This is a genomic window from Nitrospirillum bahiense, assembly GCF_007828025.1.
GTDB classification, from domain to species: Bacteria; Pseudomonadota; Alphaproteobacteria; order Azospirillales; family Azospirillaceae; genus Nitrospirillum; species Nitrospirillum amazonense.
This window is the reverse complement of the sequence record NZ_VITO01000026.1, coordinates 39,352-63,608: the sequence shown is the minus strand read 5'-3', so window position 1 is coordinate 63,608 and position 24,257 is coordinate 39,352. Positions and strand designations below refer to the sequence as shown.

Sequence of the window (24,257 nt, the reverse complement as noted above, 5' to 3'; positions counted from 1 at the left end):
GCCGACGCGCTGGACGCCCGCCACCCCGCCGTGCCATCACTAGGACCGATATCATACCCTGGCCCATTCCCTTGGAGAGGCAGTCCCCATGAGCCGGCGCGGCCCCGCCGTCCTGTCCCTACGCCGCGATGCCACGGGCCGCTTTCTGCCCTGGCTGATCGCCCTGATGGTCTTCCTGTCCACCCTGGCGGTGGCGGCGGCGCAACTGCTGTCCGGGTGGGCGCAGCGCTGGGACAGCGGCCTGGACGGCAGCCTGACCATCCAGGTCAGCCCGGTGGGGGACGTGAAAAAGGGCGACGGCACCCCCGCCCCGCTGGATGAGCGGGTGCAGATGGTGCTGCACGCGCTGGGCGGCGTGCCCGGCATTATCAACGCCCGCCCCGTGCCCATGGCCGACGCCGCCCGCTTGGTGGAGCCCTGGCTGGGCGACGGCGCCCTGCTGCAGGACCTGCCCCTGCCCGCCCTGATCGACGTCACCGCCGGCCCGGCCGTGGATGTCACCGCCCTGCGCCAACGCCTGGCCGCCGCCGTACCCGGCACATCGGTGGAGGAGCCGGGCGTGTGGCTGCGCGATCTGCGCCGCCTGGCCCGCCTGGTGGAGGCCGTGGCCCTGGTCATCGTGGCCCTGATCGGCGGGGCCGCCGTGGCCGTGGTGGTGTTCGCCGCCAAGGCCGGCCTGGCGATGCATCAGGACGAGGTCGACCTGCTGCACGTCATGGGCGCCACCGACAGCCATGTGGCCGGCCAGTTCCAGCGCCACATCCTGCGCCTGTCACTGACCGGCGGCGTGGGCGGCACGGCCGTGGCGCTGGTCACCCTGGCCGTGCTGTCGCTGCTGTCCCGTACGGTGGAGGGCACGCTGCTGCCCCCCCTGACGCTCGCCCCCCTGCAATGGCTGGTGCTGGCCGCCGTGCCGGTGGTGGCCGGCGCCCTGGCCGCCATCAGCGCGCGGCTGACGGTGCTGCGCGCGCTGGAGCGGCTGCCGTGAGCTTGCCCGGGGCGCCCCTGCCGCAGGCGGAGCCGCCTGCCCTGGCGGGACCTGGCGCCCTGCTGTGGGCACGCCTGCGCCGCCTGACGGGCGTGGGGGCCGCCTTGGGCGCACTGTGGCTGGGGGGCCTGCTGACCTTCGCCGCCCACATCCCCCGCGCCCCGGAGGAAGAAACCGCGGCCACCGACGCCATCGTCGTGTTGACGGGCGGCAGCGAGCGGCTGGAGGCCGGGTTCGACCTGCTGGCCGCCGGCCGGGCGCGGAAACTGTTCATCTCCGGCGTCTATCGGGGGGTGGACGTGCGGGCTTTGCTGCGCATGTCGCAGGCGACGCCCTCGGCCCTGGAATGCTGCGTGGTGCTGGGTTACAGCGCCGACGACACGGTGGGCAACGCGGCGGAGACGGCGCGGTGGATGCAGGCGGAAGGCTTCCATTCCCTGCGCCTGGTCACCGCCAACTATCACATGCCGCGCAGCCTGGTGGAGTTTCGCCACGCCCTGCCCGACGCGCGCATCGTGCCCCACGCGGTGCAACCGCCCAACGTGCGCCTGGACGGCTGGTGGCACTGGCGCGGCACCGCCGGCCTGATCGTCAGCGAATACGACAAGTACCTGGTGGCCTTCCTGCGCCACGCCCTGGGCCTCTGACCACCTTCCGAAGCCTGGGCCTTCAAAGCTTGGGGGAGAGTGGACAGGCCGGCCCGCAGGCACTATCCCTGCACCCATCAACCCTGGTCATGACGGTTACGGGCGATGCTGGTTCTGCGATCCCTGGTCTTCAACATCGTCTTCTACATCTGGACGATGCTCTGGTGCTTCGGCCTGCTGTGGACCCTGGTGGTGCCCCACCGCACCATGATCTGGGCCATCCGCGGCTACATGCGCACCCTGAACTTCTGGGAACGCACCATCATCGGCCTGAAGTACGAGGTGCGCGGGCTGGAGCACCTGCCCAAGACCGGCGCCTTCCTGGTGGGGGCCAAGCACCAGTCGATGTGGGAGACGATGAAACTGCACCTGCTGATGGACGATCCCGCCATCGTCCTGAAGAAGGAGCTGACCTATATCCCCATCTGGGGCTGGTACGCCGCCAAGGCGCGCATGATCGCCGTGGACCGGGGCAAGCGCGGCGCCGCCATCCAGTCGCTGCTGCGCGGCGCCAGGGAGCGCGTGGCCGAGGGCCGGCCCATCGTCATCTTCCCCCAGGGCACCCGCACCGCCGTGGGCGCCTGGCGGCCCTACAAGATCGGCATCGCCCTGCTGTATGAGGCGCTGGACATCCCGCTGGTGCCCATGGCGCTGAACTCCGGCCTGTTCTGGCCGCGCCACAAGTTCCTGCGCCGCCCCGGCACCATCGTCATCGAGTTCCTGCCCCCCATCGCCCCCGGCCTGTCCAAGGACCAGGCGCTGGCCCGCCTGGAGGCGGTGCTGGAGCCCGCGACCGACCGCCTGGTCATGGCCGCCGGCGGTCCGGCGACGGAGCGTCCGCCAAACGCTCCGCCCCTGGTCGAGGTGCCCGCCGCCGGCTGAACGGGCCTTTCAGCATAAGCTTGGGGTGCGATTGACCGCCCCCGGTCCCCGGCCTACCCTTCACCGGAGCAATCATCCGGGACCGGAGGGTGCGCATGGTCGGGCGTGAAGGTCAGGCGACGACAGTCCCCGGGGCGGACACGCCCTCCGAGACGCTGGCCGACTCCGAGACGTTTTCCGACTGGCCGGCCATCTCGGCCCAGGTCTGGGACATGAAGTACCGGTTCAAGCAACCGGACGGCGCCCCCTTCGACCAGACCGTGGATGACAGCTGGCGCCGCGTGGCCAAGGCCCTGGCGGAGGCGGAGCGCGATCCCGCCCTGTGGGAACCCCAGTTCTATGAGGCGCTGAAGGATTTCGCCTTCCTGCCCGCCGGCCGCATCCTGGCCGGGGCCGGAACGGGGCGCAGCGTCACCCTGTTCAACTGCTTCGTCATGGGCACGGTGCCCGACGACATGGGCGGCATCTTCGCCGGTTTGCGCGAAGCGGCGCTGACCCTGCAGCAGGGCGGCGGCATCGGCTATGACTTCTCCACCCTGCGGCCCCGGGGGGCGCCGGTGGCCGGCGTGGGGGCGGACGCCTCCGGCCCCATCTCTTTCATGGATGTATGGGACGCCATGTGCCGCACCATCATGAGCGCCGGCAACCGCCGGGGCGCCATGATGGCCACCCTGCGCTGCGACCACCCGGACATCGAGTCGTTCATCGACGCCAAGCGCGATCCCGGCCGCCTGCGCATGTTCAACCTGTCGGTCCTGGTGACCGACCCCTTCATCACGGCGGTGCGCGAGGACGGCCCCTGGGAGCTGGTGTTCGAGGGCAAGGTCTGGCGCACGGTCCGGGCGCGCGAGCTATGGGACCGCATCATGCGGGCCACCTACGATTATGCCGAGCCCGGCGTTATCTTCATCGACCGCATCAACGCCCAGAACAACCTGGGCGGGGTGGAGGTCATCAGCGCCACCAACCCCTGCGGGGAGCAGCCGCTGCCGCCTTATGGCGCCTGCCTGCTGGGCTCCGTCAACTTGGCGGCCCTGGTGGTGGACGGCTTCACCCCAGACGCGCGCCTTGATCTGGACCGCCTGGCGCGCCTGGTGCCGGTGGCGGTGCGCATGCTGGACAACGCCATCGACGTCTCGCGCTTCCCCCTGCCCGCGCAACATCAGGAGGCGCAGGCCAAGCGCCGCGTCGGCCTGGGCGTCACCGGGCTGGCCGACGCCCTGATCCTGTGCGGCGTGCGCTATGGCACGCAGAAGGCGGTGGGCCTGACGCGGCATTGGCTGGGCGCCGTGCGCCGCCACGCCTATCGCGCCAGCGCCGGCCTGGCGGCGGAGAAGGGCGCCTTCCCCCTCTATGATCGGGAGCACTACCTGACCCGGCCCATGATCCAGGGCCTGGACGATGTGACCCGCGCGGCCGTGGAGCGCCACGGCGTGCGTAACGCCCTGCTGACCTCCATCGCGCCCACGGGCACCATCTCCCTGCTGGCGGGCAACGTGTCCTCGGGCATCGAGCCGGTGTTCACCTGGGAATACGACCGCGCCGTCCTGCAGCCTGACGGCAGCCGCAAGGTCGAGCGGGTGGCGGACTATGCCTACCACCGCTTCCGCCAGACCTTCGGCCCCGGCGCCCCCCTGCCCGACAGCTTCGTCGATGCCGGCACCCTGCCCCCCGCCGCCCATCTGGTGATGCAGGCGGCGGCGCAGGGCGAGGTCGACAGCTCCATCTCCAAGACCATCAACTGCCCGGCGGATTTGGATTTCGAGACGTTCAAGGACGTCTACCTGCAGGCCTATGACCTGGGCTGCAAGGGCTGCACCACCTACCGCCCCAATGCCATCACCGGGTCGGTGCTGTCAGCACCCGCCGCCGACACCTCACCGCCGCCTGCCGCTCCCACACCGGTTGCCCCCACACCGGCCCCGGTGTCCGCCGCCAGCGGCGCGGTGCCCCTGGACCGGCCGGAGACGCTGGTGGGGGCGACCTACAAGGTGCGCTGGCCGGGCAGCGACCACGCCCTGTACATCACCATCAACGACATCGTGATCGAGGAGCGGCGGCGGCCGTTCGAGGTCTTCATCAACTCCAAGAACATGGAGCACTACGCCTGGACGGTGGCGCTGACCCGCATGATCTCCGCCGTCTTCCGGCGGGGCGGCGACGTCGCCTTCGTGGTGGAGGAGCTGAAGGCCGTGTTCGACCCGCGTGGCGGACAGTGGATGAAGGGCCGCTACGTCCCCTCCCTGCTGGCCGCCATCGGCGAGGTTATCGAGCGGCACATGCTGGAGACTGGATTCCTGATGCGCGCCAGCGGCCTGCCTGCGGTGCACGAGGATGCCGCCAGCACGCCGGCCTCGGCGGGAACGGGCGCCGAAAACCGGCAACCACCGGCCCAATGCCCCCGCTGCGGCCAGGCCAGCCTGATGCACCAGGAGGGATGCGACACCTGCCTGTCCTGCGGCTATTCCCGCTGCGGCTGATCACCCTGGTCTCCGACACGGGCCGGCCACTGATCGAAAGAGATAGGGGGCCGTTTCTCCCGTGCTGCCGGCGCATTGCGCCCGCGACACGGTCTTTGCCGGAAGGCATAGGCCGCACCCGAGGCGGGACAGCACCGGGCCACCACGCCCCGCTGCGGCGCCGCAGACTCCTCAACCACAGGGCGTGCGACACATTGCCCGGCCCCAGGGTTTCCGCCAGCCTGGGCAATGCTTTGGGGCGGCTGACCGTCTTCCCGCCGCCTGTTAACATGGCACAGCCAAGACCATTCCAATACCAGGGGTCCAATGTTAACAGAAGCGGAAGCTAGGCCGTGCGCCTACGCCCTCCGCCAGGGTGACGAAGGGCCTATTGGCGGGGCCGGCTATCCCCCGAATAAGCCCGGCCGATGACGGCCGATTATATCAAATTAGAGAAATTAGACCCTTTGGTGGTGGTAATAGCCGCCTAGGACCCGGACCAGCCTAAGGCAAGCTTGGGTTATGCCCTGTGGGTGATCGACTTTTTCCCGCGATATTTCAGTGCCCCAATCGGTCATTACTGTCTGACCGATCCCGCAAATCCACGTGGGGTGTTGACCCGGAGGAATAGGCCACCGGGGCGCCCCATCCGGGACCGACGCTGACGGAAGCCTTGGCGCAATACCAGGGCCACCCGACGGAGGTCGATGCCGGGACTGCCAAGATGGAGGGGAGCATGGCGCACATCGACGATCCTCAGACCCAAAAGGCGAACCTGTCCTTCATCAAGGCGTCCATGAAGGCGCCGCTGCTGAGCCGGGACCATGAGTTCGAGCTGGCCCGCCGCTGGCAGCAGAAGCGGGACGAGAAGGCGCTGCACGCCCTGGTGTCGTCCCATACCCGCCTGGTGGTGGCCGTGGCCAGCCGCTTCCGCAACTACGGCCTGCCCCTGGGCGACCTGGTGCAGGAGGGCAATCTGGGCCTGATGCAGGCCGCCAGCCGCTTCGAGCCGGAGCGGGAGGTGCGCTTCTCCACCTACGCCGCCTGGTGGATCCGCTCCACCATCCAGGAATTCGTGCTGCGCAACTGGTCCATCGTGCGCACCGGCACCACGGCGGGGCAGAAGTCGCTGTTCTTCAACCTGCGCCGCCTGCGCGCCCGCATCGACAACAACCCCTCCGCCACCTCACTGACCGCCGAGGGCCGCCGCAGCGTGGCGGAGGAACTGGACGTCAGCGAGCATGAGGTGGAAACCATGGAAATCCGCCTGACCGCCACCGACCAGTCGCTGAACCACCCGTTGAGCGAGGATGGCGGCGAGTGGCAGGACTTCCTGGCCGACGACGGCCCCTCGCCCGAACAGATCGTCATCGGCCTGAAGGACAGCCGCAGCCGCACCGCCTGGCTGAGCGAGGCCATGGACACCCTGTCCCCCCGCGAGCGCACCATCATCGCCGCCCGCCGCCTGCGCGAGGACGGCGCCACGCTGGAGGAGCTGGGCCACACCCTGGGCGTCAGCAAGGAACGCGTGCGCCAGCTGGAGCACCGCGCCATGGGCAAGCTGCGTCAGAGCATCATGCGCCATGTGGGCCGGCCGGAAGAACTGTTCGTGGAGGCGTGAAGTCCGGCGGGCTTGACCATAAGCGCGAAAAAATAACAGGATGGTCCCGCTGAAGCTGCGTGATGCGGCACGGTGCGCAACCGTGCCCGGATCGCACCGAGACCGGATGGGACCGATGAAAGCTTACGCTTTTCTCCTGGCGATGGTCATTTCCACCCCCTGTGTCACCGCACGCGCGGACACCACTGTCAAAATCACTCCCGCCTCGACGACCGTCCGCGTTGTCCCCGAACCGATAACGCCCCCGACACGGCAGGTCTTCGAGTTCACCTGCGGGCGGGCCCACTACGCCGTGACCTTCGACATGGCACCGGCCAAGCGTAGTCACATCCTGAGTGCCATCACCGTGAACGGCACGGCGATGAGGGAGAATATCTTCCAGGCGGCGCGTGAGGCCCTGAGTGGCGAAGACGGGGTCCTGTCCGTGCAACCGGTCTGTTATGACTCCAACGTCACGATCAAAATGGCACTCGACACTCCAACGCCAAGCGATGCCAAGAACCCGCCCAAGTCGCTGTCGCAGGTGAGCCTGGAGATCAAGAACCCACCGCTCTGAAGCGGCGCGGGCTCAAACTTCCTTCAGCGCTTCCACCAGCTTGGCCATGTCGTCGGGCGTGGTGCTGAAGCCGGGCGTCACGCGCAGGCAGGCGCCGCCGGCCAGACCCGTGCGCACCACGGTGAACAGGCCGTGCTTCTCCACCAGTCGGGCGGCCAGGGCGGCGTTGGCCGCCGGCGTCGTCTGGCCCTTCACCCGGAAGCTGCTCATGCCGGCGCACAGGCGGGGGTCGTCGGGGGTCAGCACCTCGATCTTGGCCAAGTCGCGCGCCGGCAAGGCCCACAGGTCGCGCAGGTGGCGCAGGCGGGCGCCGACGATGGGCGTGCCCAGGGCCTGGTGGAAGTCCAGCGCGTCGATGGCGGCCATCTGCGCCGCGAAGTTGGCCATGCCGGTGTGCACCCGGCCCAGGATGGGGTCGCGCTCCGACGGTTCCTCGCCCATGAAGGGCTCGATGTCGGCGATGCGGTCTTTGCGGATATAGAGGGCGCCCACGCCCAGGGGCGCGCCGATCCATTTGTGCAGGTTGAACACGGCGAAATCGACGCCGTCGCCGTGCACATCCACCGGGCCCTGGCCCCAGGCCTGGGCACTGTCCACCACCACGTCCACGCCCCGCCGGCGGGCCATGGCCACGATCTCGCGCACCGGCTGTCGCAAGCCGTCGCGGTGGCTGAGATGGGTCAGCAACATCAGCCGCACGGTGGGGTGGGCGGCCAGCGCCTGGTCATAGGCGTCGATCAGGCTCTGGTGCGTCGCCGGATGGGGCAGGTCGATGCTGATGACGGTGACGCCCCGCCGCCGTTCCAGCCAGGACGCCGCCATGCGCGCGCTGTCATAGTCATGGTCGCTCATCAAGATGGCGTCGCCGGGCTTCAGCCGGGCGTAGCCGCCGATGACGGCCTGCAGCGATTCGGTGGCGTTGCGGGTGATGACGATCTCGCCGGCGTCGGCATGCACCATGGCGGCGATGCGCTGGCGCAGCGTCTGGTAATAGCCGACGAAATCCCGGCGCACGAAGGTGGCGCCTTCCTGGTTCACCTTGGCGGTGTAGCGCTCATACGCCGCCTGGATGGCCAGCGGCATCTGGCCGAAGGCGCCGTATTCCAGGTTGATGATGCCGGTCTGGAGCCGGGCGGGGTAGGCGGCCGCTACGGCGGCCCAGCCGGCCTCGTCATCCGCCGCCGGCGGGGCGGCGCCGGGGGCCAACGGGCTGGGCAAGGGGCCCGCCACGGGACCCGTCTGCTGGGCGGACACCGGCACGGCGGACCCGCTGAGCAGGCCACCGGCACCGCCGGCCAAGGCGGCTTGAAGCAGGGTGCGTCGACGCATGACAATCACTCCCTGGGTGCCGCCCCGGATGGGAAATCGGGACGGCACCCCGTGCAAACAAGAGTCGGCAATACCAGCGGCACGAGCTTTTGACTCGTGCCGCTGTAGGACGCAAACGCGTCCGCCGGAGCGAGCACCGCAGGGCGGAGCGAGGAAGCCAAGCTGCCGGATGGCAGCGCCCGGCGACTGAGGGGGCCTTTGATCGGTCACGATCAAAGGCCACGCGTAAAAGGTTCAGAAGGCGGCGTTGAAGCGGACATAGTAGCGGCCGCCGTAGGTGTCGTACGGGGCGTTGCGCGAATATTCGATGCCGCGGCTGGCCTGGTAGATCGCCTTGGCCGGATAAGTGTCGAAGATGTTCTCGCCCGCCACCTTGACCGCCAGATTGTCGGTGATGTGGTAGGTCACCGACAGATCGACGAAGGTGATGCCGCCGAAGGTCTGGAAGATGTCGCCGGTGGAATTGCCGCTGCTGTCCGTCCAGCCGCCGTAGTAGCGGACGCGCACCTGGTAATCGAAGGGATTGTCGCTGTAGGTCAGGCTGCCGGTGACGTTGTTTTTGGGCAGGCCCTGTTCATACAGCACCTTCTGCGTGGGGTTGGCGTTCAGGCTGCCACCCGTCACCATGGTCAGGTTGTGGTTGTAGGCCAGCTTCATGTCGATGCGGGCCGTGTCGAACACCGGCTGGGTGTAATCCAGCACCACGTCCAGGCCCTGGGTGCGGGTGTTGAAGTCGTTGGTGAACCAATAGACCGAGGTGAAGTTGTCCGCCCCGGGCACGCCCTGGGCCACCAGCTGCGCCTTCTGCGCCGCCGTCAGGTTGATGGTGGGGGAGCTGGAGAAACGGTGGTCCACGTCCACCTGGTAGGCATCGACCGAGCCGGACAGGCCGATGTCGGTGCGCCACACGCCACCCACGCTGTAGTTCCGCGATGTTTCAGGGCTCAGCGGCTTGGCGCCCAGGGCCACGGCCAGGGGGTTGTCCGGCGACAGGCGGCCGCTGGTGAACAGCTGCAGGGTCTTGGTGTCCAACCCCTGCGAGGTGCTGAGGGAGTTGATCTGGCCCGGCGTGGGGGCGCGGAAGCCGGTGGAGTAGGAGGCGCGCAGGGCCAGGTCCGGCGTGATCTCATACCGGGTGGAGGCCTTGTAGGTCATCTTGTCGCCGAAGCCGGAATAGGTTTCGTAGCGGCCGGCGGCGCCCACGGTCCAATCCGGCGTGAGCTTGGCCTCCATGTCCAGGTAGCCGGCGTAGCTGGTCTGGTACCAGGACCCGGCCTGCAGATTGCTGAAACCGGGGAAGCCGTTGGCGCCCGAGGCCAGGCCGGCGGCGGCACCCGGCCCCACCTGGTACGAGGCCGTGTCGCCAGCCTCCACCGTATAGATCTCAAGCCGGCGCTCGGCGCCGAAGGCGATGTTCAGCGGCTCATCCAGGCCGGCGTCCAGGCGATAGACGCCGTCGGCGTTCAGGTTGAACTCATCCTGCCGCTGGGTACCCAGGTTGAAGTTGTAGGGGCTGCTGGGCCCAAGCGAGGCGTTGATGGAATTGTTCAGGAAAAACCGGCTCTCGTTCTCGCCGTAGGTCCCGCTCAAATCCCAGTCCAGGTCGGTACCGACATGGCCCCGGGCGCCCCAGGCGGCCTGGTAGTCGGTGTACTTGATGCCTTCCTTGGGCGTGAAGCCATCGGGATACACGCTGCGCAGGTCCCAGCCGGGGAAGACCTTGGGCGCCAGGCCGTAGACGCTGGCATTGCTCTTGGGGTCGGGGATGCGCCAGTTGATGTCGTTCATGCCCTCGCCCGTGGCGATGGTCATGAAGCCATAGAGCTCCACGGCGCCCACCGGCAGCAGGCCGTCCACGGCGTAGTGGTAGCTGCTCTCGTCCGGCCGGCCCCAGCGCTGCACCGGGTTGGCGATGGTCAGCTGCGGGTTGGCTGCCTGGAAGGCCTTGGCGTCGTCGCGCTGGTGGGTGCGCGAGGTCAGTGTGCCGTCCGACCACTCGGCCGTGGCCATTAGGTGGCCGCCGTCACCGATCTCGGTGGCGCCCCGCAGGCCGCCGTTCCAGGTGGTGCCGTCGCCGGCGTAGTACTGCGAGCCCTGCATGTAGCCGTAGACGCCGGGCCGGTCGTCCAGCTGGATGTTGATGACGCCGGCGATGGCGTCGGACCCGTACTGGGCCGAGGCGCCGTCGCGCAGCACTTCCACGCGGCCGATGGCGAAGTCCGGGATCTGCGCCAGGTCCGGGCCCTGGGCGCCGCGCGTGCCCAGGTAGGCGGTGCGGTGGAAGCGCTTGCCGTTGATCAGCACCAGGGTCTGGTCGGGCGATAGGCCGCGCAGATGGGCCGGGCGGATAAACTGCCCGCCGTCGGAGCTGGGCAGCTTCTGCACGTTGAAGCCGGGAATGACCTGGGTCAGGTTCTCCAGCAGCTGGTTGGAGGCGCCGTCCTGCAGGTCCTTGGCCGACAGCACATCGACCGGCGTCATGGTGGTGAACCGGGTGCGGCCGCGATCGCGGGTGCCGGTCACCACCACCTCGTCCAGGCTGCCGCCGGCAGCGTCCGCCACCTGCACCTCCGCCGGGGCGGGCGCCGCCTGCGCCTTGCGCGCGGGGGTGCCGGTGGAAACCGGCGTGGGCGCCAGCTTCAGCACCACGGTGTGGCCGTCGTCCGACGCCACCACCAGGGGCGTGCCCTTCAGCAGGCGCGCCAGGGCCTGCTGCCGGTCCAAATCCCCCTGCAGCGCCGCCGTGGAGATGCCGTCCAGCTGGTCGGTGGGCGCTAGGATCTGGATGCCCGCCTGCTGGGCGAACAGCGGGATGGAGCGGACGGCCGGCTGGGCCGCCAGGTCGAAGTGCGCGCTCTGCGCCCAGGCCGGAACTGCCCACCCCATCAACGCCGTACTGCACAGAGCAAAGAAACTGCCATATTTCTTAATCATGACGATCATTCCCCAACAATGATGGGCGATTTGGCTGGTCGTTGCCGCCTATCGCACTCATTTCCGCATTCATACTGGGGAGAGGTCGGCAGGATTATCTTTCCGCCACTGCGTCATTTAAGTTTAACAAGCAAACTTGAGGTGCCGCGAACTGGCCGCCGCCGACTCAATCATAAAGAACTATGGAATCGCCCTCTTCCCGATACTTGGCGTTGAAGCCGACGGCCACGGCCCGGGCGAAGCCGTCCAGGTCGGTGGCCTGGAACAGGCCCGAGATATGGCGCTGCGCCAGCCGGTCGCTGGCCAGCACGATGCGCCGACGGGAATAGCGGGCGAACTGCGCCGCCGCCTGGGCCAGCGTCTCGCCCTCGAAGGCCAGCCGCCCTTCCCGCCACATCAGGGCGCGGTCGAGGGCGCCGGGGGCCACCGCCTCGAAACTGACCAGGCTGCCGTGCCCGGCGCCGCCAGGACGTACGCTGACCTCCTGCCCACCGCTCACCAGCACGGCGTCCCGCGATCCCAGGTGCAGGGTCCAGTCGCGGCCGGTGACGCGGTCCAGCGTTTCCGCCAGGGGCGAAAGCGCGCCTTCAACCGCCAGCTTCCCCGACAGCACGGCCACGGTCATGACGCCGTCGCCGTTCAGGCGGGCGCAGCAGGCGCCGCCGGTGGTGGCCAGTTGGGCCAGCGGGCTGCGGACGACAAAGGGGCGGTCGGAAACGGGGGCTACATCGAAGAACGCCTCGCCCCGCTCCAGGTACAGCAACCGCCGGCCGGCGGTATAGGCCAGGGTGGCGGAGGAGTCGGTATTCAGCGTCAGGGTGGAACCGTCGTCCAACGGGATGTGCCGCACCTCGCCCACAGCGGAGCTGTAGGTCTGCCGGGCCGCCGGCTGGCGCATCCCCGCCCCCAGCGCCGCCAGGCCGGCCACGCTGGCGGCCGCCGCCAACAGGCGACGGCGGCTGTGGAGGGGCGCGCGGTCGCTGGGGACAGCAGCCTCCCCGACGGGGGCGGGCGCCAGATCCCCCCGGCTCAGCAGCAGGGCGCGGGCGCGGGCCAGCGCGCCGAGATGGCGGGGATCGGCGGCCAGCCAGGCCTCAAGCCCCCCCCGTTCATCGGCGGTCAGGGCGCGTGCGTCCATCCGGGCCACCCAGGCGGCGGCGGCCAGATCGATCGCCCTGGCGGTTTGTCTTACGCTCACGCTCATCAGGTCCCTTGCCAACCGATCACCGTTCCCCCCGGCCGAAGCGCTCCGACAGCAACTTCAGGCCCCGGGTGATGTGCTTTTCCACGGTGTTTTCCGACAGGCGCATACGCCGCGCGATCTCCTGCTGCGGCAGGCCTTCCACCCGGCGCATGACGAAGGCGCGGCGGGTCTGGCGCGGCAGGTCGGCGATGGCGTCCTGGATCAGGCGCAGCTGCTGGCGCGCCGAGGTCACCTCTTCCGGCGAGGGGGCGTCCACCACCGCCTCCAGTGTCGACAGGTCGGCCACGGCAGCGATGGGCACGACCCGCGACTGGCGCACCAGGCGCAGCACGACGGAATAGGCGGTCTGGAAGGCGTAGGCGCGCGGGTTCTCGATCCCGGCGACACAGGCCTTGGCCACCAGGATGGCGTAGGTTTCCTGCACCACGTCATCGGCATCGAAGCCCAGGAAGGACTTCGACCGCAGCCAAGCCCTTAGCCCGTGCTCATGCGGCAGGATGTGGGTGGCCAGCCACCGCGCCCTCTCGTCGCTGAAAGGGGCGTCGCTGAAAGGGGCGTCACTAGGGGGGGCGTCGCTGTAGGGCGCGCGTTGTGGCCCGTCCTGCGGCCGGGTGATCGCGTCGTGTCGATCCTGCACGGGGGCGTCATCCACTGGAGGTGCATCCCTCAACGGCCGCCTCGGGGTGGGGCGGCGCCGGGATACTAGGGGGTGGATGCGCCGGTGGGGGACTTTCCCCCACCCGTCATAAAAATTTAAGACGGGGTGGTGGCGGGCAGTTGGGGGCAGACAGGCTCCAAGCCTGGTTCGCCGATGGTCTGGCCCGTGGGGCCGACAGGATCCCGGGGACCGTGCACGCCGTCGGCCAGTTGCCACACCCGTACCTGGCCGGTGCGGCCGCGCAGGCTGAATTCACCCACGTCGGTCATGGGCACGCCGCAGTCGGCGGCGGCGTCCACCGTGTCGGCGCTGGCCAGCACGATGCAGGCGGCGGCTGGATCGGCCAGGTCGGCGCCCAGCGCCTCCAGCCGGGCGGCGGCGTTCACCGTATCGCCCACGATGGTGTAGTTGATGCGGCTGCTGGTGCCGATGTTGCCCACGACCACCGGGCCGGAATGGATGCCGACGCGCAGGCGGATGGCGGGCCGGCCTTGGGCCACCGCCTCGTCATAGCTCTGGCGGATGCAGCGGTTGATGGCGGCGGCGGCGCGCAGGGCGCGCGCGGCATGGTCCGCCTGCTCGTCCGGCGCCCCCCAGAAGGCCATGACCGCGTCGCCGATGAACTTGTCCACCGTGCCGCCCTCGGCCTCGATGCAGGCGGACAGCAGCGTGAAATGCTCATTCAGCAGCGAGGCGGTCTGCGCCGGGGTCATGTTCTGGGCCAGGGTGCTGAAGCCCTTGATGTCGGTGAACATGACGGTGACGTCACGCTCCTCTGACAAGATCGAGCCGGCGTGGTCGCCCCGGCGGATGAGGCGCAGCACCAGGGCCTTGGGCACGTAGGACTCGAACCAGCGCAGGCCGGTCAGCATGGTGTTGAAGGCGGCGGCCGCGTCCGACAGTTCACGCAGGCGGCTGTCGGGCAGGTAGGGCACGGCGTGGAAGTCGAGGTCGCGCAGCGACGACGCCGCGTGCGACAGGCCCCGGATCTGTCGGCTGATGGTCTTGCCCAGGATCAGGCTGAGGGCGACCGACACCAGCAGGATGGCGACGCCGCCCAGGCCGAACCAACGCACGCGGCGGATTTCCTGGTCCACCTCGCGCTGCGGCAGGGCCATGACCAGGGTCCAGTTCTGGGCGCCGTAGCCGCTGAGGTCGCGCAGCAGGTAGACGTAGTCGATGTCGCCGACACTGGCCTGGCGGAAGTCCAGGTCGCGCAGCTTGCCGCCCATGCCGTCGCGCGCCACTACACGGCCGGGGGGCTGGCGCTGCCAGATGCCGGCGGCCACGGGATCGCCCAGGTCGGACAGCGTGGGCAGGGGCGGGTTGCGGCCGGCCAGGTTGAAGGTGCGGCCAATCAGGGCCGGATGGGCCAGCACGTGGTCGGCATCGAACAGGATGAAGGCGGTGACGCCCTGGCTGCTGTCCAGTTCGCCCAGGAAGCCCGACAGGTCGGCAAAGCTGACGCCCACCAGCACGGCGCCCAGGAACTTGCCGCTCTTGGACCGGACCGGCGCGCGCACGGTGAGGAAGCTGGTGCCCTCCTCCTCCGACCATACGGGGTCCACCCAGCGGGCGACGGGCGCCGCCTTCATCTCCTGCATCAGGAGATCGCTGTTGGGCGGCGGCGGCATGGTGATGACTTCGGCGTCGTTGGGGCCCGTGCGGCGCGCCACGGTCCAGTGGCTGTCGGCCGACAGGAAGCTGACCGCGGTGATCTGGGGCGAGGCCGCCAGGGCCGAGCGCAGGTTCTGGCCCAGCCGCGTCTCATCGCTGGTGTCGATCTCCCCCCGCTGGATGGACGCCACCAGGAATTCCGCCTGGTATTGCGCCGGGTCCAGCTGGGCGCGCACCCGCACCGTCATCCCATCCATGGCCAGGATGACCTTGTCGGTCAGAAGCGCCGCAGTGTTGCGGGTGGAGGTGCTGAAGCCCAGGATCAGGACGCTGGCCACCGCCACCAGGACCAGCGTGCCGAAACCCAGCAGCAGCGCGGTGGCGATGGAGACTCGCACGGCGGACCGCCGGATGGGACATCCCCCCGCCGGCCGTTCCAGGGCCTGTGTCGTTTCGCTCATGACCGCACGGTAGCCGTCGGGCGGGCCGACGGCAACTGCGGCAAGCGTGCAGGCCCCCCTGCCGCCGGTATGGGCCTAATTCCTACTTAGCATATTGCATAGTGCAAACAAGGCGCTGTGATGTAGCGCATATTGCATTAAGCAATACATAATGCATCGGTCCGCTGATGCCCTACGCATGAAAGCGATCGCGCACCGGATTGCGACCTCGGCGAAAATGGCCGGAAAAGGCCAATAAATAGTTAACGCGACGACGCGCCGCACCCTGGCCCACACTTTGCAGAGGTTGGCATGTCTCGCAGAACAACCCCGGTAAGGGACCGCAGACGATGGAACCGACGGAATTTGCCCATTCAGCGTTTTTGGCTTCGCGTCCCTGACAGCCCAGGGTCGAGGCGACCCTGGAGAGGCAGGAACACCTGACGCCCCATCACCGGCATACGCGGCCGTGCCATCAATCGGTTCTGGCAGAACGCGTAAACTATCCAACGGCGCGGATCCAGGTGGTCCGCGCCGTCTCTTTTCTTCGCATTCCCCGTGCCGTATCGTCATCGCGCCCTGGTTGCTGGAAGCCCACCGCGATGCACGCTTGGCGACTCGCCCTGTTGCCACTGCTGATCCTGACGGCGGCCCTCCAGCCGGCCGAGGCCCGGACGCATCGGGCCCACCATAAGCCACACAAGGAACGCACGGCGAAGGGCACCCACGGCCTTATCCCCGCCGGCAACGGCGTGGTCATCGGCGTGCTCAGCGGCGACACCGTCACCCTGCGCGACGGCCGGGTCGTTCGCCTGGCGGGCATCCTGGCACCCAAGATGGGAGCGCCCAAGGGCGCGCGCACCGCCCAGGCCGGCAGTTCCCAGGACGAGAATGCCGGCCGCACCCCCTGGCCCCTGGCGGGGGAGTCGCGGCATGCGCTGGAGGAACTGGTGCTGAACCGCACGGTCAAGCTGATGCTGGGCGGGGTGGACCATGACCGCTACGGCCGCATCCTGGCCCACCTGATGGTACGCGACGGGCGCCGCCTGGTGTGGGTGCAGGATGCCCTGCTGCGCCAGGGGTGGGCGGAACTGGCGCCCCACCCCGATGCGCCCAAGGGCCTGGCCGCCCTGCGCCGGGCGGAGGATCACGCCCGCGAAGGCAAGCTGGGCCTGTGGGCCGACGGCTTCTACGCCGTGCGCGACCCCGACACGGCCTTCCGGGCCCAGGGCCGCTACGCCGTCGTCACCGGCCGCGTGCTGGACGCGGCCGACGCCCGCGATCGCGTCTACCTCAACTTCGGCGCCGACCGGCGCACCGACTTCACGGTGGAGATCGACCGCCGTGACATGGCCGCCTTCCGGGCCCGCCACCTGAGCCCGCTGGACCTGAAGGACCGACTGGTGGAGGTGCGCGGCTGGATGGAGGAGCACAACGGCCCCATGATCCGCGTCACCAACCCCGACCAGATCATCACCACCGACGGCCGTTGGCCCCATCGCCGCCCGGTCCGGGGCCAGAAGGAAGACAAGGACGGGGGCGACGCGGCGCCGGCCGCATCGGATCCGTGAGCGACGGAGGATGCCCACGAGGCCTTCGTCACGGCCAACGCCAACACCTAGCGCAGATAGGCGCCGGCGTCCTCGCCCCGGGCCACCGCCAGGCCCATCTGCAGACTGCGGCCGATGCGGGCGCTGACCTCCGCCAGGCGGTCCGCCGCCTCCGCCGTGAACAGGCCCCGGGCCGTCTCCTGGAACAGGGCCAGCCAGCGGCGGAAGTGATCCGGCCCGATCAGGGGCAGACCCGCGTGCACGACCATGGGCCGGCCCTCGTAACGCCCGGTGGACAGCAGGACGGAGGACCAGAAATCCACAATGCGCGCGCGATGGCGGTCCCAGGCCTCCTCGGTGGTGCCGACGGCGCCCTCGAAGACCGGACCCAGCAGCGCGTCCTGGCGCGCCCGGTCGTAGAAAGCCCGCACCAGGACGGCCAGCGACTCTTCCGTGAAGGCGGCAAATGGTTGTGACATCGCTGTAAAAACTCCCGCGAAACAGGCTGGGCGGAACCGGCCGGGCTTGGTTGGGTTTGCGCTGGGGGCCGGCCTTGGCCTACACTTCGGCCTTAATTCGAGCAATCTGGTGTACCGACCCATGGCGCGCGGCGATCTCTTCCCACCCCTGGAACCCTATCGGACGGGCACGCTGGCCGTCAGCGGCCTGCATACCATCTACTGGGAGGAAGCCGGCAACCCCGACGGCGCGCCTGTTGTCTTCCTGCATGGCGGCCCCGGTGCCGGCGCCTCGCCCACGCACCGCCGCTTCTTCGACCCCCGGCACTACCGCATCGTCATCCTGGACCAGCGCGGCGCCGGCCGGTCAACCCCGCTGGGTGAAATCCGCGAGAACGGCATTCCCGACCTCATTTCGGATCTGGAACAATTGCGGACGGTGCTGGAGATCGACCGCTGGCTGGTGTTCGGCGGCTCCTGGGGGTCCACCCTGGCGCTGGCCTATGCCCAGGCCCATCCGGAACGGGTGAAGGGCCTGGTCCTGCGCGGCATCTTCCTGATGCGCCAGCAGGAGATCGACTGGTTCCTTTACGACATGCGCACCTTCTTCCCCGAGGCCTGGTCCACGTTCGTGGCCCACATCCCGGTGAATGAGCGTGGCGACCTGCTGGAGGCGTACTACCGCCGCCTGACCTCCGCCGATCCCCAGACCCGCATGGCCGCCGCCCGGGTGTGGAGCGTGTACGAGGGCGCCTGCTCCACCCTGCTGCCCAGCCCGGAGCTGGTGTCGGCGTCGGGCGAGGACAACCACGCCCTTGGCCTGGCGCGCATGGAGGCGCACTACTTCCGCAACAACAAGCTGTCGCCGGAAGCGGCATTGCTGGAGAACATCGACCGCATCCGGCACATCCCGGCCATCATCGTCCAAGGCCGCTACGACGTGGTCTGCCCCATCCGCACGGCGGATGAGCTGCACCGCGCCTGGCCCGAGGCCGACTACATCGTCGTGCCGGACGCGGGCCACAGCGCCATGGAGCCGGGCATCCGCTCCGCCCTGGTGCAGGCGACGGAACGGTTCAAGACCCTCTGAAGCCCCAGGGGCGTACCGGCGGCGCGCCACCGGTTTAGAAATCGCTGCACCGGCCCTTGCGTTCCCAGTCGCCGTAGCGGGTGGGTTCGGGGCCGGTGGGGCCACCGATCTCGCGCACAGGCTCGGGTCTCGCGGCCTCGGCCTTGATGGCTTCGGCCTTAACGGTTTCGGGCGCCGATGCCGTGGGGACCACGTGCGCTTTGAACACGGGGGCCTTGGGTTCGGGCAAGGGGGGCTCTGGCAGGGGGGGCAGCTTGCTCATGGCGCTATAATTGGGCCCGCCGCCCGCCGCCGCCAAGGGCTTTTGCCGGGGGCCAAACCTTCCCATCCGAATCCATGCCGGAAACGGGGGGCGGGTGGCCGAAAGGGGCCGGTGACAGCGGGCCCGTTCCGGGGTACACCCCGCCCCCATGAATACCGAAACGCTGGCCGCCCGCCGGGTGGTCCTGGATCTCTTGGAAAGCGTGCTGCGCCGCCGCGTGCCGCTGGATGACGCGCTGGACCAGCACCGGGGCCTGCCCGGCCTGGAGCCGCGCGACCGTGCCTTCGTCCGCCTGCTGACCGCCACCGTCATCCGCCGCCTGGGCCAGATCGACGCCGTGGTCCTGTCGCTGTTGGCCCGGCCGGATCTGCCCAAGGCCGGCGTGTTGGATATCCTGCGTGTTTCCGCCGCCCAGCTGCTGTTCCTGGGCACCCCCGCCCATGCCGCGGTGGACACGGGCGTGGAACTGGCCGTGGCCAAGGGCCTGGCCGGCATGAAGGGTCTGATCAACGCCGTGTTGCGCCGCCTGGCGCGCGAGGGCGCCGACCTGCTGGCCGCCCAGGACGCCGGCCGCCTGAACACGCCCGACTGGCTGTGGCTGGCTTGGCGCCAGCACTACGGCACCGGCCACACCCGCGCCATCGTCGATGCCCATCTGGTGGAGGCGCCGCTGGACATCACGGTGAAGGGCGATCCGCACGCCTGGGCGGAAAGGCTGGAGGCGACGGTGCTGCCCACCGGCACCCTGCGCCGCGCCGCCGGCGGATCGGTCACCGAGCTGCCAGGCTTCAATGAGGGCGCCTGGTGGGTGCAGGACGCCGCTGCCGCCCTGCCCGCCCGCCTGCTGGGCGACGTCGCCGGCCTGACCGTCATCGACCTGTGCGCCGCGCCGGGCGGCAAGACGGCCCAGCTGGCCGCCGCCGGCGCCAAGGTGACGGCGGTCGACCGCTCCGCCCCCCGGCTGGACCGGCTGTCGCGCAACATGGAACGCCTGGGCCTGTCGGTCGCCACGGCGGTGGCCGACGCCACCAAGTGGCAGCCGGACGAACCGGTCGATGCCGTGCTGCTGGACGCGCCGTGCAGCGCCACCGGCACCATCCGCCGCCATCCCGACGTGGCGCGGCTGAAGACGCCGGAAGATGTGGGCCGCCTGTCGGGCGTGCAGCGCCGCCTGCTGGACCGCGCCATCGACATGGTGAAGCCCGGCGGCCTGGTGGTCTACTGCACCTGCTCCCTGCAGCCGGAGGAAGGCGAGGAGCAGCTGTCCAAGCTGCTGTCGCGCCGCCTCGACGTGATGGTGGAACCCATCATCCCGGTGGATCTGGCTTATGGTGCAGAGGCCGATGTGGAGGCACTGGCCCCCCTGGTGACCGACAGCGGTGACGTGCGCACCACGCCTGGCCACTGGGCGGAGCTGGGCGGCCTCGATGGATTCTTCATGACCCGCCTGCGCCGCACCGCCTAGCGGTTGGCAAAGCGCCCGTGAGTTGATAGGAACGAAAGTCATCATGCAGCAGCCGGTACGCATCGCCCCCTCCATCCTGTCGGCCGACTTCGCCAACCTGGGCGCGGAGGTGCGGGCGGTGGACGCTGCCGGCGCCGACTACATCCATATCGACGTCATGGACGGGCATTTCGTGCCCAACCTGACCATCGGCCCCATGGTGGTGCAGGCCCTGCGCCCGCATTCGGCCAAGGTGTTCGACGTGCACCTGATGATTTCGCCGGTGGACGCCTTCGTCGCCGCCTTCGCCAAGGCCGGCGCCGACATCATCACCGTGCACCCCGAGGCCGGCGCCCACACCCACCGCACGCTGCAGCTGATCCGCAGCCTGGGCAAGAAGGCCGGCGTGGCGCTTAACCCGGCGACGCCCATCTCGGTCCTGGATTACATCATGGACGACGTCGACATGATCCTGGTCATGTCTGTCAATCCCGGCTTCGGCGGCCAGTCCTTCATCAACAGCCAGAAGGACAAGATCAGGGCCATCCGTCAGCGTATCGACGCCGTGACCGCCGGCACGTCGCGTGTCATCGACCTGGAGGTCGACGGCGGCATCAACGCCGAGATGGCGCCCGTGGCGATATCCGCCGGCGCGGACGTGCTGGTGGCCGGCACCGCCACCTTCCAGGGTGGCCCTGAGGCCTACGCTGACAACATCCGCCGCCTGCGCGGCCCGCTGGTCTAAGGGGTCAAACGGCGCATGGCCCGTGTCACTTCCGGTATGAGACGGTTCCGCGCCGGCCCCGGCGCGCTGGTCTACCGGACGCCGCTGTACGGCGTGCTGCTGAAAAGTCGCGCCCCCCAGGCGCTGGGCGTGGTGCCGGCCGACCCTTGGCCGGGCGACCCTCGCCAGGGTGAGGCGCTGCTGGCCGGCCGTTTCGCCTTCGCGGGCGAGGAGCGCCAGGCCGACCTGCCGCCCTGGCTGGACCTTTCCGCCGGATCCGCCTGGCTGACGGCCCTGCACGGCTTCGACTGGCTGCGCCACCTGAAGGCCGCCGGGGGCGACGCCGCGCGCCGCCAGGCCCGTGTGCTGGTCACCAGCTGGCTGGACGGCTTTTCCTCCTGGCATGCCGTGGCCTGGGCACCGGAGGTGACGGCCCAGCGCATCGTCGCCTGGATCGGCGCCCACGACTTCTTCCTGGCCAGCGCCGATGACGGCCTGCGCGCCCGCGTCTTCGACAGCCTGGCCCGCCAGATCCGCCACCTGGCCCGGCTGGTGCCCGGCCGCCTGCGGGGCGCGGACCTGATCCTGGGCATCAAGGGCCTGGTCTATGGCGGCTTCTGCCTGCCGGGCCGGGGCCGTACCGCCCAGCGCGCCCTGTGGCTGCTGAACCGCGAGCTGACACGCCAGGTCATGCCCGACGGCGGCCATGTGCAGCGCAGCCCCTCGCTGCAGCTGCAGGTGCTGCGCCACCTGATCGACATCCGGGGCGTTTTGCGCGCCGCGCGGGCCGACATGCCCGACGCCGTGCAGCACTCCATCGACCGCCTGACGCCCACCCTGCGCTTCTTCCGCCATGGCGACGGCGGCCTGGCCCTGTTCAACGGCGGCTGGGCGGAAGACCCCGCCTTCATCGACACGGTGCTGAGCCAGGCCGACGCCCGCGGCCGGCCCTTGCGCTCCGCCCCCCATGTGGGGTTCGAGCGGCTGGCGGCGGGCCGCGCCTGCGTGCTGTTCGACGCCGGCGCACCACCGCCGTCCGGCCTGGACGCCCGGGCCCACGCCGGCAGCCTGTCGTTCGAGATGAGCGTGGGGCGCGAGCGCCTGATCGTGAACTGCGGCAGCCACCCGTCCGAAACCGGCGCCTGGCGCGGGGCCTTGGCCTCCACCGCCGCCCATTCCACCCTGGTGGTGGCCGACACCAACTCCGCATCCGTGCGTGAGGATGGCGGCCTGGGCCGCCGCCCGCATCCGGTGGAAGCCAAGCGGCGCGAGACGGGCGGCGCCGTCCTGGTGGAGGCCGCGCACGACGGCTATCGCGACGGCTTCGGCCTGATCCACCACCGGCGTCTGTACCTGGCCGAGAACGGCGAGGACCTGCGCGGCGAGGACAAGCTGGAAGGCGGGTCCGGCGGGCAGTCCTACACCCTGCGCTTCCACCTGCATCCGGGCGTGCATGCCAGCCTGTCCCAGGGTGGCGACGGTGTGCTGCTGCGCCTGCCGTCGGGCGCCGGCTGGCGCCTGCGCCTGTCGGGCGGCACGGTGGGGCTGGAGGAAAGCGTCTACCTGGGCGATGGGCCCGAGCCGCGTGGCACCCTGCAGGTGACCGTGCGCGGCACGACCGCCCCCGGCGGCGCCACCGTGAAGTGGGCCCTGCGCCGCGAGAAGAAGGCCGAGGGCGCCGACCCCTGAGCCACTATGACCCCAAGTTTCCCTTGAAGCCCGGCGTTTGCCGGGCTTTCTCATTCCCAAATCCCACCGAAGCCGGATTGCCATCATGACCAGCCCCGATCTCGTTCCCCTGCGCCGCGCCCTCATCTCCGTGTCCGACAAGACCGGCCTGATCGAGTTGGGCCAGGCCCTGGCCGCGCGCGGCGTGCACATCCTGTCCACCGGCGGTTCCGCCCAGCGCCTGGCCGAGGCCGGCGTGCCCGTGACCGAGGTGGGCGACCACACCGGCTTCCCCGAGATGATGGACGGCCGGGTGAAGACCCTGCACCCGCGCATCCACGGCGGCATCCTGGCCCGCCGCGATGACGAGGGGCACGTGGCCGCCATGAACACCCACGACATCCCCGGCATCGACCTGGTGGTGGTGAACCTTTATCCCTTCGAGGCCACGGTGGCGAAGGGTGCAGACTTCGAAACCTGCATCGAGAACATCGACATCGGCGGCCCCAGCCTGATCCGGGGTGCCGCCAAGAACCACGATTTCGTGGCGGTGGTGACCGACCCGTCCGACTACGCCCCCTTGCTGGCCGAGCTGGCGGCCCATGACGGCCAGACCACGCTGGACCTGCGCCGCCGCCTGGCGGCCAAGGCCTATGCCCGCACCGGCGCCTATGACGCCGCCATCGGCGCCTGGTTCGCCAACCGCCTGGGCCAGACCTGGCCGGAGAGCGTCACCGTGTCCGGCACCCTGCGCCAGACCCTGCGCTATGGCGAGAACCCGCACCAGACCGCCGCCTTCTACGTGACGGGGGAGCGCCGCCCCGGCATCGCCACCGCCACCCAGCTGCAGGGCAAGGAGCTGTCGTACAACAACCTGAACGACACCGACGCGGCCTTCGAACTGGTGGCCGAGTTCGACCGGCCGGCCATCGCCATCATCAAGCACGCCAACCCCTGCGGCGTGGCCGAGGGCGATGACCTGCCCACCGCCTACGCCCGTGCCCTGGCCTGCGACCCCGTGTCCGCCTTCGGCGGCATCATCGCCGCCAACCGCACCCTGGATGCCGTGACGGCCGAGGCCATATCCCGGCTGTTCGCCGAGGTGGTGATCGCCCCCGACGCGGATGAGGCCGCCCGCGCCGTGCTGGCGTCCAAGAAGAACCTGCGCGTGCTGCTGACCGGTGACCTGCCCAACCCGGCCCAGCCCGGCACCCTGATCAAAACCGTGGCCGGCGGCTTCCTGGCGCAGAGCCGCGATGACGGCCGCGTGCTGCCGGCCAACCTGAAGGTGGTGACCAAGCGCGGCCCCACCCCGAAGGAGCTGGCCGACCTGCTGTTCGCCTTCCGCGTGGGCAAGCATGTGAAGTCCAACGCCATCGTCTATGCCAAGGACCTGGCCACGGTGGGCATCGGCGCCGGCCAGATGAGTCGAGTCGACAGCAGCCGCATCGCCGCCATCAAAAGCCGCGAGGCGGCGGAGGCCGCCGGCCTGGCCGAGCCGGGCACCAAGGGCAGTGTGGTGGCGTCCGACGCCTTCTTCCCCTTCGCCGACGGGCTGATCGCGGCGGCGGAAGCCGGGGTGACGGCCGTTATCCAGCCCGGCGGCTCCATGCGTGACCAGGAAGTGATCGACGCTGCGGACGAGCGCGGTCTGGCCATGGTATTTACCGGCATGCGTCATTTCCGTCACTGACGGCGGCAGGGACAGGGGGGATGGTTCCGTATC

General features: G+C 69.7%; 19 protein-coding genes. 12 read left to right on the top strand and 7 right to left on the bottom strand.

The annotated features are described in order from the left end of the window. The first annotated feature begins 88 nt into the window (after window positions 1-88). The 6 genes from FBZ88_RS26470 to FBZ88_RS26445 all read left to right on the top strand — a co-directional run bounded on the left by FBZ88_RS26470 (window position 89) and on the right by FBZ88_RS26445 (window position 7,153). Window positions 89-988 carry a cell division protein FtsX gene (locus tag FBZ88_RS26470; RefSeq protein WP_145620010.1) on the top strand — a complete coding sequence of 300 codons (900 nt, stop codon included), beginning with the start codon at window positions 89-91 and terminating at the stop codon, window positions 986-988. Beyond that, window positions 985-1,635 carry a YdcF family protein gene (locus tag FBZ88_RS26465; RefSeq protein WP_246138873.1) on the top strand — a complete coding sequence of 217 codons (651 nt, stop codon included), beginning with the start codon at window positions 985-987 and terminating at the stop codon, window positions 1,633-1,635. Before FBZ88_RS26470 ends, FBZ88_RS26465 begins: the two co-directional genes overlap by 4 nt. 105 nt (window positions 1,636-1,740) lie before the next feature. Then, window positions 1,741-2,517, top strand: coding sequence for a lysophospholipid acyltransferase family protein (locus FBZ88_RS26460; RefSeq protein ID WP_145620008.1), 777 nt, complete (start codon window positions 1,741-1,743; stop codon window positions 2,515-2,517). A gap of 212 nt (window positions 2,518-2,729) precedes the next feature. Further along, window positions 2,730-4,997: an adenosylcobalamin-dependent ribonucleoside-diphosphate reductase gene (locus FBZ88_RS26455; RefSeq protein WP_145620033.1), complete on the top strand. Its 2,268-nt coding sequence runs from the start codon at window positions 2,730-2,732 to the stop codon at window positions 4,995-4,997. Window positions 4,998-5,712: 715 nt separating this feature from the next. Then, window positions 5,713-6,597, top strand: a complete 885-nt coding sequence (locus FBZ88_RS26450) for an RNA polymerase factor sigma-32 (RefSeq protein WP_145610487.1) — start codon at window positions 5,713-5,715, stop codon at window positions 6,595-6,597. Between the two features lie 115 nt (window positions 6,598-6,712). Further along, window positions 6,713-7,153 (top strand): hypothetical protein, encoded by a 441-nt coding sequence (locus FBZ88_RS26445; protein ID WP_145620007.1) that lies wholly within the window; start codon window positions 6,713-6,715, stop codon window positions 7,151-7,153. 12 nt (window positions 7,154-7,165) lie between these two features. Here FBZ88_RS26445 and FBZ88_RS26440 read toward each other — a convergent pair whose 3' ends face one another. The 5 genes from FBZ88_RS26440 to FBZ88_RS26420 all read right to left on the bottom strand — a co-directional run bounded on the left by FBZ88_RS26440 (window position 7,166) and on the right by FBZ88_RS26420 (window position 15,356). Next, entirely contained in the window at window positions 7,166-8,482 is a 1,317-nt protein-coding gene (locus tag FBZ88_RS26440; protein WP_145620006.1) for an aminotransferase class V-fold PLP-dependent enzyme, read from the bottom strand. Between the two features lie 234 nt (window positions 8,483-8,716). Next, the gene (locus FBZ88_RS26435; protein WP_246138872.1) at window positions 8,717-11,368 is read right to left on the bottom strand and encodes a TonB-dependent receptor; all 2,652 of its coding nucleotides are present in this window, start codon (window positions 11,366-11,368) and stop codon (window positions 8,717-8,719) included. Window positions 11,369-11,582: 214 nt separating this feature from the next. Beyond that, window positions 11,583-12,614 (bottom strand): FecR family protein, encoded by a 1,032-nt coding sequence (locus FBZ88_RS26430; protein ID WP_186464606.1) that lies wholly within the window; start codon window positions 12,612-12,614, stop codon window positions 11,583-11,585. A gap of 25 nt (window positions 12,615-12,639) precedes the next feature. Beyond that, window positions 12,640-13,272, bottom strand: coding sequence for an RNA polymerase sigma factor (locus tag FBZ88_RS26425; RefSeq protein WP_186464605.1), 633 nt, complete (start codon window positions 13,270-13,272; stop codon window positions 12,640-12,642). Window positions 13,273-13,373: 101 nt separating this feature from the next. Next, on the bottom strand, window positions 13,374-15,356 hold the full coding sequence (locus tag FBZ88_RS26420) for an adenylate/guanylate cyclase domain-containing protein (RefSeq protein WP_145620002.1): 1,983 nt from the start codon (window positions 15,354-15,356) through the stop codon (window positions 13,374-13,376). A 581-nt stretch (window positions 15,357-15,937) separates the two neighbouring features. Here FBZ88_RS26420 and FBZ88_RS26415 point away from each other — a divergent pair. Beyond that, window positions 15,938-16,906 (top strand): thermonuclease family protein, encoded by a 969-nt coding sequence (locus FBZ88_RS26415; protein WP_145620001.1) that lies wholly within the window; start codon window positions 15,938-15,940, stop codon window positions 16,904-16,906. A 47-nt stretch (window positions 16,907-16,953) separates the two neighbouring features. On the opposite strand, the gene FBZ88_RS26410 is transcribed toward FBZ88_RS26415, so the two are convergent. After that, the gene (locus tag FBZ88_RS26410; protein ID WP_145620000.1) at window positions 16,954-17,364 is read right to left on the bottom strand and encodes a group III truncated hemoglobin; all 411 of its coding nucleotides are present in this window, start codon (window positions 17,362-17,364) and stop codon (window positions 16,954-16,956) included. A gap of 121 nt (window positions 17,365-17,485) precedes the next feature. Here FBZ88_RS26410 and pip point away from each other — a divergent pair, with 121 nt between their 5' ends. Beyond that, a complete protein-coding gene (pip, locus tag FBZ88_RS26405; protein ID WP_145619999.1) occupies window positions 17,486-18,433 on the top strand; it encodes a prolyl aminopeptidase in 948 nt (315 codons plus the stop codon). A gap of 34 nt (window positions 18,434-18,467) precedes the next feature. On the opposite strand, the gene FBZ88_RS26400 is transcribed toward pip, so the two are convergent. Continuing rightward, on the bottom strand, window positions 18,468-18,662 hold the full coding sequence (locus FBZ88_RS26400) for a DUF1674 domain-containing protein (RefSeq protein WP_246138871.1): 195 nt from the start codon (window positions 18,660-18,662) through the stop codon (window positions 18,468-18,470). Between the two features lie 181 nt (window positions 18,663-18,843). Between FBZ88_RS26400 and FBZ88_RS26395 the strand changes: the two genes are divergently transcribed. From FBZ88_RS26395 to purH, 4 genes are all read left to right on the top strand, one after another. After that, window positions 18,844-20,160 carry an RsmB/NOP family class I SAM-dependent RNA methyltransferase gene (locus tag FBZ88_RS26395; protein ID WP_145619998.1) on the top strand — a complete coding sequence of 439 codons (1,317 nt, stop codon included), beginning with the start codon at window positions 18,844-18,846 and terminating at the stop codon, window positions 20,158-20,160. A gap of 43 nt (window positions 20,161-20,203) precedes the next feature. Next, complete coding sequence (gene rpe, locus FBZ88_RS26390; RefSeq protein ID WP_145619997.1) at window positions 20,204-20,884, top strand: ribulose-phosphate 3-epimerase; 681 nt, start codon at window positions 20,204-20,206, stop codon at window positions 20,882-20,884. Between the two features lie 15 nt (window positions 20,885-20,899). Beyond that, on the top strand, window positions 20,900-22,552 hold the full coding sequence (locus FBZ88_RS26385; RefSeq protein ID WP_246138870.1) for a heparinase II/III family protein: 1,653 nt from the start codon (window positions 20,900-20,902) through the stop codon (window positions 22,550-22,552). Window positions 22,553-22,637: 85 nt separating this feature from the next. After that, entirely contained in the window at window positions 22,638-24,224 is a 1,587-nt protein-coding gene (purH, locus tag FBZ88_RS26380) for a bifunctional phosphoribosylaminoimidazolecarboxamide formyltransferase/IMP cyclohydrolase (protein WP_145619996.1), read from the top strand. Window positions 24,225-24,257 lie beyond the last annotated feature (33 nt).